The 11935-nt window shown below is 71.6% G+C and carries 10 protein-coding genes and 1 pseudogene; 8 read left to right on the top strand and 3 right to left on the bottom strand.

From position 1 onward, the window contains the following. The first annotated feature begins 6 nt into the window (after window positions 1-6). The 7 genes from OHS71_RS38840 to OHS71_RS38810 all read left to right on the top strand — a co-directional run bounded on the left by OHS71_RS38840 (window position 7) and on the right by OHS71_RS38810 (window position 9408). Window positions 7-255, top strand: a complete 249-nt coding sequence (locus OHS71_RS38840) for a hypothetical protein (RefSeq protein ID WP_328484013.1) — start codon at window positions 7-9, stop codon at window positions 253-255. A 47-nt stretch (window positions 256-302) separates the two neighbouring features. Then, window positions 303-1484 (top strand): SGNH/GDSL hydrolase family protein, encoded by a 1182-nt coding sequence (locus OHS71_RS38835; RefSeq protein WP_328484012.1) that lies wholly within the window; start codon window positions 303-305, stop codon window positions 1482-1484. Window positions 1485-1493: 9 nt separating this feature from the next. Continuing rightward, window positions 1494-3719 (top strand): GDSL-type esterase/lipase family protein, encoded by a 2226-nt coding sequence (locus OHS71_RS38830; protein ID WP_328484011.1) that lies wholly within the window; start codon window positions 1494-1496, stop codon window positions 3717-3719. 67 nt (window positions 3720-3786) lie between these two features. Then, complete coding sequence (locus OHS71_RS38825; RefSeq protein ID WP_328484010.1) at window positions 3787-5217, top strand: alpha-L-fucosidase; 1431 nt, start codon at window positions 3787-3789, stop codon at window positions 5215-5217. A 5-nt stretch (window positions 5218-5222) separates the two neighbouring features. Further along, complete coding sequence (locus OHS71_RS38820) at window positions 5223-6155, top strand: hypothetical protein (protein WP_328484009.1); 933 nt, start codon at window positions 5223-5225, stop codon at window positions 6153-6155. Next, window positions 6152-6289, top strand: a complete 138-nt coding sequence (locus tag OHS71_RS38815; protein ID WP_328484008.1) for a hypothetical protein — start codon at window positions 6152-6154, stop codon at window positions 6287-6289. Before OHS71_RS38820 ends, OHS71_RS38815 begins: the two co-directional genes overlap by 4 nt. Before the next feature lie 20 nt (window positions 6290-6309). Beyond that, window positions 6310-9408 (top strand): alpha-N-acetylglucosaminidase, encoded by a 3099-nt coding sequence (locus OHS71_RS38810; protein ID WP_328484007.1) that lies wholly within the window; start codon window positions 6310-6312, stop codon window positions 9406-9408. Window positions 9409-9615: 207 nt separating this feature from the next. On the opposite strand, the pseudogene OHS71_RS38805 reads toward OHS71_RS38810, so the two are convergent. Both OHS71_RS38805 and OHS71_RS38800 read right to left on the bottom strand, forming a co-directional pair. Next, window positions 9616-9986: pseudogene (locus tag OHS71_RS38805) on the bottom strand (ANTAR domain-containing protein); the annotation flags it as partial. Between the two features lie 74 nt (window positions 9987-10060). Further along, window positions 10061-10540: an ATP-binding protein gene (locus tag OHS71_RS38800; protein ID WP_443047136.1), complete on the bottom strand. Its 480-nt coding sequence runs from the start codon at window positions 10538-10540 to the stop codon at window positions 10061-10063. A gap of 168 nt (window positions 10541-10708) precedes the next feature. Here OHS71_RS38800 and OHS71_RS38795 point away from each other — a divergent pair, with 168 nt between their 5' ends. Then, on the top strand, window positions 10709-11089 hold the full coding sequence (locus OHS71_RS38795; RefSeq protein ID WP_328484006.1) for an STAS domain-containing protein: 381 nt from the start codon (window positions 10709-10711) through the stop codon (window positions 11087-11089). A 242-nt stretch (window positions 11090-11331) separates the two neighbouring features. Here OHS71_RS38795 and OHS71_RS38790 read toward each other — a convergent pair whose 3' ends face one another. Further along, complete coding sequence (locus tag OHS71_RS38790) at window positions 11332-11880, bottom strand: DUF1062 domain-containing protein (RefSeq protein ID WP_328484005.1); 549 nt, start codon at window positions 11878-11880, stop codon at window positions 11332-11334. Window positions 11881-11935 lie beyond the last annotated feature (55 nt).

The raw sequence follows: 11935 nt of genomic DNA, 5'->3' as shown, positions 1-11935 counted from the left end.
CCCACGGTGACACGAGCCGTCCCCTGCGGCCCGGCCGCGCTTGCCGCGCCGAAGCTCGACGAAGGCACCACCCGGGACGTGCTTCCGCCGACCGGAACACGACGCGACGTCACCGACGGCGAGGCCGTCAGCGGTCCCGTGGCGCTCGAGGCGTACGCGGCGCCACCGGGGATGACCCCGGCCTTCGCCGGCCCGGAGGCCGATGGCGCCACCGAGGCGTACCAGGCCCTCGCGCGCAGCGGCGCGGAACGGTAGGGGGCGCGATGCGTTCCGTGTGTGGCAGGTTCGCTGTACTGATGCTCATGGTCGGGGCTCTCCTGGCGGGGCCGGTGGCGCCCACCCAGGCAGGCCAGTCGCCTGTTCAGCGCGACTGGACAGGCACCTGGGCGACGGCGGCCAGCGAGCACTACGAGGTCTCGGGGATGTCCGAGGTGACGGTGCGGATGCCCGTCCACACCAGCGTCGGCGGTTCGTCCGTACGCATCCGCCTCACCAACGCCTACGCCGGCGACCCGGTGAGGATCGGACACGCGACCGTGGGCCTGCGTGCGGGGGGCTCCGCCGTGGCACGCCCGTTCGACGTGCGGTTCAGCGGGAAGCACGGGGTCACCATCCCGGCGGGCGGCCAGGCGGTCAGCGATCCGGTCGGGCTCGCCGTGCCGGCCCTGACCGACCTGGTGGTCAGTCTGCATCTGCCCGGCCAGGTCACGCACATCACCGATCACTGGTGGGCGCAGCAGACCGTGTACTGGACGGAGTACGGGGCGGGCGACCACGCCGCCGACCCCACCGGGGACGCCTTCACCTGGACCACCACGAGCTGGCCGTTCCTCAGCGGCGTGGATGTGACCGCGCCGAGGAACAGGGCGGTGGTGGCGCTCGGCGACTCGATCACCGACGGGTCCTTCTCGACGGCCGACACCGACCAACGCTGGCCCGACCTGCTCTCCGCCCGGCTGAACGCCTGCCGGCCCGGCGCGGGGGTGCTCAACGCGGGCATCACCAGCAACAGGATCACCGCCGGGACCGCGACGAATCCCTCGGCCCTGGACCGGCTCGACCGGGACGTGCTCTCCCAGCCGGGGGCGCGGACCCTGATTCTCTTCGAGGGGATCAACGACCTCGGCGGGGCGAGTGCCGAGCAGATCATCGCCGGAATGACCGAGATCGCCGACCGGGCGCACCGGCGCCGGATGCGCGTCGTCGCCGCCACCATCACCCCGTACAAGGATTTCGTCTGGGGCGGTTGGACGGAGGAGACGGAGGCCCGGCGCCGGCGGGTCAACGCGTTCGTCCGGGACTCCGGCGGCGTCTTCGACGACTACGCCGACTTCGACCGGGCGGTCCGCGACCCGGCAGATCCCCAACGGCTGGGCGCGGCCTACGACTCCGGTGACCATCTCCATCCCGATGACGCCGGGATGAAGGCGTTCGCCGACTCCATCGACCTGACGACGCTGGGCCTCGGCCGCGGCTGTTCCTGAGGAGGACCCGTGCTCGCATCACTCGGACGCCTGCGGGGACACCCGCGCAGACACCCGCACCCCCACCTGGGTGGACAACGAAGATTCGCCGCACTGGCCACAGCCGTGGCGGCCGTCCTGGCGGCCGTGCTTCCGGTGAGTGCGGCTGAGGCCGGGAGCCGGCAGCAGGGCTGGACGGGGACCTGGGCGACCGCGCAGCACGCGTCGTACGACCCGGGCACCTCGGAGGTGACCGTGCGGATCCCGGTCCGCGTCAGCGCGGCCGGGACGAGCGTCAGGATCAGGTTGACCAACGCCTTCACCGACCAGCCGGTGACGATCGGACACGCGACCGTGGGGCGCCGTGCGAGCGGCTCGTCCGTGGCCGGTCCGCGCGATCTGACGTTCGCGGGGAAGGGTGAGGTGATGATCCCGGCCGGTGGGCAGGCGGCGAGCGACGGGCTGCGGATTCCCGTGGCTGCCCGCAGCGACCTGGTGGTCAGCCTGTACTTCCCCGGCAGGCTCGGCCACGTCAGCCAGCACTGGATGGGGTTGCAGACCGTCTACTGGACACCCGACGGCGGCGGCGACCACGCCGGGGACGCCGGTGGCGACGCGTTCACCACGACCGACTCCGCCTTCCCGTTCCTCACCGGTGTCGACGTACGGGGCGGGCCGGCGCGGGGTGCCGTGGTCGCGCTCGGCGACTCCATCACCGACGGGGCCGCCTCCACGTCGGACGCCGACCGGCGCTGGCCCGACTATCTGGCGGCCCGCCTGTCCGGCTGCACCACACCCGCCGGAGTTCTCAACGAGGGCATCAGCGGGAACCGCATCACGGCCGGGACCGACGGCAACCCCTCGGCACCTGAGCGGCTGGAACGCGACGTACTGTCCCAGCCGGGCGCGCGGACGGTCATCCTCTTCGAAGGCGTCAACGACCTCAGCTGGGGCGGCGCCACCGGCGACCAGGTGATCGACGGCATGAGGGAGATCGTGCGGCGGGCCCACGCCCGCGGGCTGCGGGTGATCGGCGCGACCGTGGTCCCCTACCGTGGCTGGGGCGACTACTGGACCGAGGCCAAGGAGGCCGACCGGCAGAAGGTCAACGCCTTCGTGCGCGACGGCGGCGTCTTCGACGGCCACGCCGACTTCGACAAGGCGGTACGCGACCCGGACGACCCCACCCGCTACGCCGCCGCGTTCGACTCGGGTGACCATCTGCACCCCAACGACACCGGGATGAAGGCGTTCGCCGACGCGGTCGACCTCGCCGGCCTCGGAGCGGCCCGCGACTGCCCCTCGGCCCGGGTCCGGCTCACCCCCTACCACCCGGGCCTTCCGGCCGGCCGTCCCACGGAGATCAGCGCGACCGTCACCAACACCGGCACGAGGACGGTCACCCGGGTCACCACCGCGCTGCGCCTGCCGGACGGTTGGACCGCCGAGGCGGAAGGGAAGACAGGGGTCGCCTCCCTTGCCCCGGGCGCGAGTTCCACGGCCGTCTGGCGCGTCACGCCGTCCGCCGACGCGGCATGGGGGCCCCACGCCATCGGCGTGGACTCCTCCTTCCGGCAGAGCGGCCGAACGCGCCACGACGCCGACAGCGTGAGCGCCGACGTCACCCCCGTCCCGTCCGCGGTCCGGCCCCCGTACCGGACGTTCAGCACGGCCGACGACGCCCAGTACGCCCAGAACGGGGACCGGTTCGCGATCTGGGCGGGCGGCCGGGACCTGGCCGGCTGGAAGGACGAGAAGGCCACCGTCCATGTCCCGGACGCCGTACCCGCCTCGGGCAGCCTCACCGCCCGTCTCGTCGGCCAGACCGGCAGCGGGCCCTCCGCCAAGGCCGGGATCGCCCTGGCGAACGACCTGACCGCACCGGAGAAGGGCGGCTACGCCGTGCTCACCATGTCCAGGAGCTACGGCGTGGAGTTCATGACCGACAGCGACGGCGACGGGAAGCTCGACACCTGGGCCGGCGGCGGCTCCTCGTACCACCCGGCCTGGCTCAGGCTCACCCGCGACGGCACCGCCTGCACCGCGTACGCCAGTGCCGACGGCACCACCTGGCAGCGGATCGGGACCGCGACCGTCCCCTCCACGGCAGGCGGCGGCCTCGACGCGGGAATGGTCGCCAGCGCTGTCAACCTCGACCACCCCGGTCAGATCACCACAGCCGTCTTCGACGCCTTCTCGGCCACCGGCCGAACGACCGCAGGCGGAACGACCACCGGCGGAACGAGGAACGGGTGAACGACCACCGACTGAGCGACCGCCTCCCCTGCGACGACCGCACCGACCATCCACTGAGAGGCCCCGCGTGAACGTCAGCCGTAGACGCTTCCTCACCACGGCCACTGCTCTCGGCTCAACAGTGCTCCTGGCCCCGCCCGGCGCCGCCCGGGCGATCGGCGGCGGCCTCCCCGACTACCGGCCCACCAGGGCGTCCCTCGACACCCATCCCGTGCCGCGCTGGTACAAGGACGCCAAGTTCGGCATCTTCGTCCACTGGGGCGTCTACTCGGTCCCGGCCGGCTCCGCCCGGCAGATGGCCTCCGAGTGGTACCTCTGGTACCAGAGCTTCGAGAACGATCCCACCTGGAAGTACCACCGCGACACCTACGGACAGGACTTCCTCTACGACGACTTCATCCCGCGGTTCACGGCCGAGCACTACGACCCGGACGCCTGGGTGCGGCTGTTCGAGCAGGCGGGCGCCGAGTACTTCGCGCTGACCGGCAAGCACCACGACGGATTCGCCCTGTGGCCGAGCAAGGTGACGGACCGTCATGCCGGGAGGTACGGCCCGAAGCGCGACCTGGTCGGCGAGCTGATGACAGCCGCCCGCAAGCGCGGGACGGTCCGGCCCGGCCTGTACTACTCGCTCGGCGAGTACTTCAACCCGACGCTCGGCCGGCCGATGAGGAACTTCTACACGGGCGAAGAGGTCCCGATGACCGGCTACAGGCCCGTCGACGACTACATCGGGGACTACGAACTGAAGCAGCTGTACGAGATCATCGACCGCTACGACCCGGAACTGCTGTGGGCGGACGGCCAGTGGTTCCGGCCGGCCGGCGAACCGCCGTGGCGCAGCGAGGAACCGCTCGCGCACTACTACAACAAGGCCAAGAACCGCGGCCGCCCCCAGGGGGTCGTGGTCAACGACCGCTTCGACACGCACTTCGACTTCGCCACCTACGAGCAGCGCACCAACCCCACGATGGACCCCCAGAAATGGGAGTGCTGCATCACGATGGGCTACTCCTGGGGCTACAACAGGTTCGAGGTCGAGGAGGACTACAAGACCTCGGAGTACCTCGTCCACCTGCTCGCCGACGTCACCAGCAAGAACGGCAACCTGCTGCTGAACATCGGGCCGAGGCCGGACGGCACCATTCCCGACGTGATGCAGCGGCGGCTGCGGGACATCGGCGCCTGGCTGAAGGTCAACGGGCCCGCGATCTACGGCTCGACGCCCTGGGTGCGGGCCGAGGAGGAGGGCAGCGCCCCCGGCGTCCGGTACACAGTCACCCCGGGCAAGTTCAACATCATCGTGCTCGGCGCGCCCGACGGCACCCTCTCCGTGCCCGCGGACATCCCCCTTTCCGCGACCTCCCGGATCCGGCTGCTCGGCCACAACGGACCGCTCAAATGGACCCGTTCCGACGGCAAGGTCCACATCAGCGTCCCCAGGACGCTGCCCGGCGAACTCGCCAGCACCTTCACCGTCGACTGGGAACGGCGGTGAGCGGGGTGAGCACCCATACGGACACCCTCGGCCCCGTCCTCACCGTCACCACCGAGCCTGCCGAACCGGCCGGCGGCGACGTCGTCACCGCGACCGCGGTCCTCGTCAACAACTGCCCGTTCCCGCTGCGCGGCGCCGTCCTGTACCTGGTGGATCCGGGCAGGACGACGGCCGCCCGCGCCGTCCCGCTCGGTGATGTGCGCCGCGGCGCACAGGTCACCCGCATCTGGCGCACGTCGATGCCGGCCGACGCCGCCGGGGACCTCTCGTTCACCGCGCACGTCGTCTTCGACGTGGACGGCCGCAGCGCCGACTGCGCGCGAGCCGCGAAGACCGTCAGCCTGCCCTACGAGCCGAACGGCGTGCGGGACCCGTACCGGACGTTCGCGACCACCGACGACGCCCGCTTCGGGCAGTACGGCAGCCGGCTGGTGATCTGGGCGGGCGGCCGTGACCTGTCCGGCGGGCTCGACGAGAAGGGCGGCATCCTCCTGCCCGGCTCCGCCGCCGAGTCGAGCGTGGTGCAGGTCAGGACGGTCGGGCTCACCGGGAGCGACAACCCCACCGCCAAGTACGGGATCGCCGTCGCCAACGACCTGACCGCACCGGAGAAGGGCGGCTACGCCGTACTGACGATGTCGAAGTCCTACGGCGTGGAGTTCATGACCGACAGCGACGGCGACGGCCACCTCGACACCTGGGCCGGCGGCGGCGTGTCCAGCCACCCCGCCTGGCTGCGCCTGGTCCGCGAGGGCACGACCTGCACGGCGTACAGCAGCACCGACAACGGCCTCGCCTGGAAGGAGATCGGCCGCGTGACCGTGCCCTCCGCGAGCGGCGCCCTGGACGCCGGCGTGGTGGCGAGCGCGGTGAACCTCGACCACCCCGGCACGACGGTCCGGGCCGTGTTCGACCACTTCACCGTGGAGCGGTCATGAGCGCCCACCGCCTGGAGCACGCCCACCGCCCCCGGACCGTCAAGGAGCCACGTCACCCCGTCCCGCGCAGGGCCGGCGACGGTCTCCGACCCGACGCCGCCACCCTGCACATCTTCGCCATGCCGATCAACTGAGCCCTGCCGGAAGGACGTTCATGCACGACAACCGAGGCGACCTCGACCTCGCCGGTATCACCCGCAGACGGATCCTCACGGGCGCGGTCGCGCTGGGCGGCGCCGCGCTGCTGACCAGCCCGCAGGGCGCGTACGCGGTCGGCGGAGCCCCGTTCGACACCGCTCCCGCCGCGGCCGCGCTGAAGCGACTGCTTCCCGACCACCACCGGCAGATCACCCTGCGGGCCCTCCACGACGACACCGACCGCTTCCGGGTGTCCGGCCGGGCCGGGCACCTCACGGTGGAGGCCACCAGCCCCGCGGTGCTGCTCGCCGGGCTGCACACCTACCTGCGGCGGACCGCACACGCCTTCGTCTCCTGGACGGGCGAGCAACTGAACCTGCCGAGCACGCTCCCCGCGCCCGCCGAGGAGATCACGGGAACGGCCGACGTGCCGCACCGCTTCGCCTTCAACGACACCAACGAGGGCTACACCAACGCCTACCGCGACTGGAACGCCTGGCAGCGCGAGCTGGACGTGCTGGCCCTGCACGGAGTCAACCGGGTCCTGGTGTACATCGGCGGCGACGCGGTGTACTACGACACCTTCCGGCGCTTCGGCTACTCCGACGCCGCGCTGCGCGCCTGGATCCCGGCCCCCGCCCACCAGCCCTGGTGGCTGCTCCAGAACATGTCGGGTTTCGGCGGGCCGGTCTCCCGGCAGCTCGTCGAGCGACGTGCCGCACTCGCCGGGAGGATCGTCGACCGCATACGCGACCTGGGCATGACGCCGGTCCTGCCGGGCTACTACGGCAGCGTCCCCCACGACTTCCCCGCCCGGCACGGCGGGGACGCCGCGGTGGTGGCGCAGGGCACCTGGGGCGCCTTCGAACGCCCGGACTGGCTCGACCCGCGCACGAAGGCCTTCGCCGAGGTGGCCGCCACCTTCTACCGCGCCCAGTCGGAGCGGTTCGGCGACAGCACGATGTACAAGATGGACCTGCTGCACGAGGGCGGCAACCCCGGTGACGTCCCGGTGGACGAGGCCGCGCGGGCTGTCGAGGCGGCGCTCCAGAAAGCGCACCCGGGGGCCGTCTGGGCGATCCTGGGATGGCAGAACAACCCCTCCAGGGCGCTGCTCGACGGTGTCGACAAGAGCCGGATGCTGATCGTGGACGGACTCTCGGACCGCTACACCACCGTGACCGACCGGGAGAGCGACTGGGGCGGCACGCCGTACGCCTTCGGCAGCATCTGGAACTTCGGCGGCCACACCCCGATCGGCGCCAACGCCCCGGACTGGGTGGAGCAGTACCCCAAGTGGCGTGACCGAGAGGGAAGTTCACTCGCCGGTATCGCGGCGATGCCGGAGGCCGCCGACAACAACGCACCCGCCCTCGCCCTGCTCACCGACCTGGCCTGGACGCCCGGCACCATCGATCTGGACGACTGGTTCGCGGCGTACGCCCTCTCCCGCTACGGAGGGCCCGACCGGCATGCCGCCGCGGCCTGGCAGACGATCCGCGACACGGCGTACAACATGTCCCGAGCGGACGCCTGGAGCGAGGCGCCCGACGGCCTGTTCGGCGCCCGTCCGAGCCTGACAGCGAACAAGGCCGCCGCCTGGGGGCCGGAGAAGGACCGCTACGACACCACGGTCTTCGACACCGCGCTCACGGAACTCCTCGCCGTGCGCACCGGGTTGAGGGACAGCTCGGCCTACCGGTACGACGTCGTCGACGTGGCCCGCCAGGTCCTGTCCAACCGCAGCCGTGTGCTGCTGCCGCAGATCAGGGCCGCGCACCAAGCCGGGGAGAAGGTCCTGTTCGGCAGGTTGACCAGGACCTGGCTGGCCTGGATGGACCTCCTCGACGACCTGCTGGCGGCCTCCGGTCAGCACCTGCTCGGGCGGTGGCTCGCCGACGCGCGCTCCTGGGGCGCCGACCGGGCCGAGAAGGACCGCCTGGAGTACGACGTCCGCTCTCTCATCACGACCTGGGGCGGACGCGTGAGCAGCGAGGAGGGCCTGCACGACTACGCGAACCGGGAGTGGGCGGGGCTGGTCGGCGGTCTGTACCGCACCCGCTGGAAGACGTACTTCGACGCGCTCGTCACGGGAGAGGACCCGGCGTCGATCGACTGGTTCGCCCTGGAGGACCGCTGGGCACATGCGCACGAGACGCACCCGACCCGGCCCCACGGCTCGCCGTACGCCCTGGCCCGCCGCGTGCGCGACCTGCTCGCCGCCACCCCCCACCAGGCGGCCCTCACCGCCGCGACCGACCGTGGAGCGGTGGCCGAGGGCGCGCCCGCGACCATCACGGTCGCCTTCACCAACAGGAACGGGTTTGCGACGGCACGGGGGGTGACGCTCTCCGTCACGGCTCCCGAGGGCCTGGCGGTGAAAGCCCTCGACCCGGTACGGACGGCGTTGGTCGTCTCCGGCGGGACGTTCACCGCTCGCTTCGAGGTCTCGCTGGCGGGTGCGCCGAAGCACCTCGTCGGCCAGGTCGTCGCAGCGGCGGCGTACGCCGGCGGCGGCAAGGCGGTCGCTCCGGTACGGCTGGTGGCGGCGGCCGGGGTCGGCGCCCCGTACCGCACGGTCTCCTTCAACGACGCCGTGTTCGGCCAGGCCGGTACGGAGATCGCCGTGGAGGGCGCCGGCGCCGACATGTGGGGCGCGACCGACGAGTTCGGGGCCGTGTACCGGGCCGGCGCGTACGGCGACGGCACCGTGGCCGAGGTGACGGTCACCTCCCAGGACGCGACCGGGGGCTGGGCCCGGGCCGGCATCGTCGTCCGCGACGACCTCGGGGTCCGGGGAAGCTCGGGCTGTGTGAATCTGGCGGTCACACCGTCCAACGGCTGCGCGCTGAGTTGGGACGCCGACGGAGACGGCCGTTTCGACTCGATCGCGCTGTCCGGCTCCTTCACCGCTCCGGTGCGGCTACGGCTGACCAGGACCGGCGCCTCGTACACCGGTCAGGCCAGCACGGACGGCGTCACCTGGACCACGGTGGGCACGGCCGCGCCGCGCGGCGCGGCCTTCGCCCAGGACGTCGGGGTCTTCATGACCGCGGCCAACGGCTGGACCGGCACACGGGGCATCGCCACCTTCGAGGGATTCACGGTGACCTGACCGGGGCGGCGGTGGCGCCGGCCGGTGCTGCCGAGGGTCTGCCGGCCGGCAGAAGGTCCGTTCCGATGAGGAACCCGGGTGCGGACCGGTGTGGACGGGTCGGGACGGGGGACTTGGTCCGCAGGCCGGGTCGGCGTTCCCATGGGGTCGGCCCGGCTCAGGTTCCTCTGGTTCGGATGTCGTGCCGGAGGAGCCGCCCGCCGGGGGTCAGGAAAGAGTGCCCTCTTCACAGACCAGCCGGGCCACCTCACGGAGTTTGATGTTGTTCTCCTGCGAGTAGCGGCGCAGCACGTCGAACGCCTGCTCCTCGGTGACGTGGTGGCGGCCCATGAGGATACCCATGGCTCGCCGATGACCTCGCGGGTGGCGACGGCGTTCTCCATCTGGGCGTGGGTGCGGGCGCTGGAGAAGGCGATCGCCGCATGGGAGGCCAGCAGCCATCCGGCCAGCTCACTGCCCTCGGTGAACGCGCCGGGTTCGCGGGAGTAGAAGTTCAGCGCGCCGAGTTCCTCGTCCTCGGTGAACAGCAGGAAGCCCATCACGCTCCCCACCCCGAGCACATGGGCCTGCGGGGCATAGGTTCTTCCGAGCGAACCGGTCCCAGTGCGCTGCGCCCTCCGTCCTCGAACCTTGTGAACCACGTGTCCGGGCGTCAGCCGGCTCGCGGCGGTGCCGCCGCGAGCGTGTCGGCCAGGGCGATGCGGGCGGTGACGCGCTTGCCGACCTGCTGCCGCTCGATGAGGAATTCCTGGGCGACGGCTTTGACGATCTCCAGCCCGTGCTGACCGACCCGGTCGGGGTCGGCGGCCCCGGCCGTCGGCACGGTGGGGTCGTCGTCGCGGACCACGACCTCCACGAAGGCGCCGGTGACACGCAGCTCCATGACCGCCGGGCCCGGCGCGTACTTGCGGGCGTTCGTGACCAGCTCACTGACCACCAGCTGGGTCAGGTCCATGGCCCGCGTGGAGACGTCGAGGCCGTGCTCGTCCCGGGCCCGGGTGAGGAAGTCGACGGCCCGGTGGCGGGCCTGAGCTATGCATCCGTCACCTCCGCCCAGGGCGTGTACGGCCTGCATCAGGTGCGGGCCGGGCCTCGTACAGTCCTCGTCGTCCGATCGCGGTCCCACCAGCATCGTCCTTCTGCTCCCCGTTCACGCGTGTACGTGTACCCGCCACGTTCTCATGCATGTCACAGGCAGTGTTCTACAGCACAGCCGGCCGGGCGCATCCGGTTGGGGCGGTGCGGCAGAATCGTTCGTACGGACGCTGCCCCCGGCAGCCTAGGTGCAATTGAGGAAACGGTGACCGACAACCAGGAAACGGGCCGAGCGGAGCGGCTGTCCGCCGAGCGCTCGATGGTCGGCGGCATCCATGTCGTGACCCTGCGCGGCGAAATCGACCACGACGTCAAGGACGCCCTGAGCGAGGCGCTTCTGTCCCGGGACGGCGAGGGTGACGGGGGCGACGAGGGGCATCGGATCGTGGCGGACCTCAGTGGCGTGACGTTCCTGGACTCGAGCGGCATCAACGTCTTCGTCCAGGTCCACCAGCAGCTCAGCGCCGCCCGGGGGTGGCTGCGCCTGGCGGCCGCCCAGGAGTCGGTGGCACGGGTCGTCCAGCTCGTCGGCCTGGACGCGGTCCTTCCCTGCCACAGCACGGTCGAACAGGCCCTGGCGGCGTGAGCACCGGTCCTTCAGGCTCGTAACCCCGCAGGTTCGTAACCCCGCTGCCGCCGGCCGCGACGAGGTCGCGGCGCGCCGACTGCGCTGTGGTTGACGCGCGTTGCGCGGACCACGCGACGAGACCGGACGCCCGGTCCTGTCAGGGCGCTGACACGAAGACACTCGGGAGACCGTCCCGCTCGGCCGCCCGGGGTGGCCCGGCCGGCACACTGCTGCCGGCCGGGCCCCGGTCACCAGGAGGCTCAGCGCTTGAGCGTGAAGGTGAAGTCGCCGGAGAGCTTGCCGCTCAACCGGACCGCCGACACGAGATTCCCTGACGTGATCAGCCTCTCGACCTCCGCCCGCGGGAGAGCGCAGCCTTCGGCGATGAGCCGCACCGGCCGGACCGGGATCCGCGCCGCGAAGCGGACCGATATGTCGATCACCTCATGGTCCAGGTGGTCCGAGCCCTCGGTGTCGAGACGCCAGGCCCCGTCCCAGTCGAGGGCGATGCGATTGCGGCGCCGCACGACCGGATCCCGGAGCAGCTCGGCCGCCAGTCCGGGGTCGTTGTCATGCAGCCGGTCCAGCAGCTCGGGTCGCACGGAGCGCACGTTCGCCCGTTCCAGGACCGTCAGCTTCTCCGTAGCCCCGCACTCGGTGCAGAGCACGAGGAGCCAGGCGTCGAGGAGCTTGTGGTTCGCGTTGACACGGAATTTGCCGTTCGCCCGGAAGCGCGTCGACGCGCACGCGTGACAACGGCGGAGGACGACGGGCAGGCAGGTGGGCACGACCACCCAGTTTTCGAGCACAGAAGTACACCGGTTCCAGTGAGAAGTCCGCAGCAAAAAGCAGCGCGGCGCAGAA

This window comes from Streptomyces sp. NBC_00377, assembly GCF_036075115.1.
Lineage (GTDB): Bacteria > Actinomycetota > Actinomycetes > Streptomycetales > Streptomycetaceae > Streptomyces.
The sequence above is the reverse complement of the archived record's forward strand: the minus strand, read 5'-3'. Positions and strand labels throughout refer to the sequence as shown.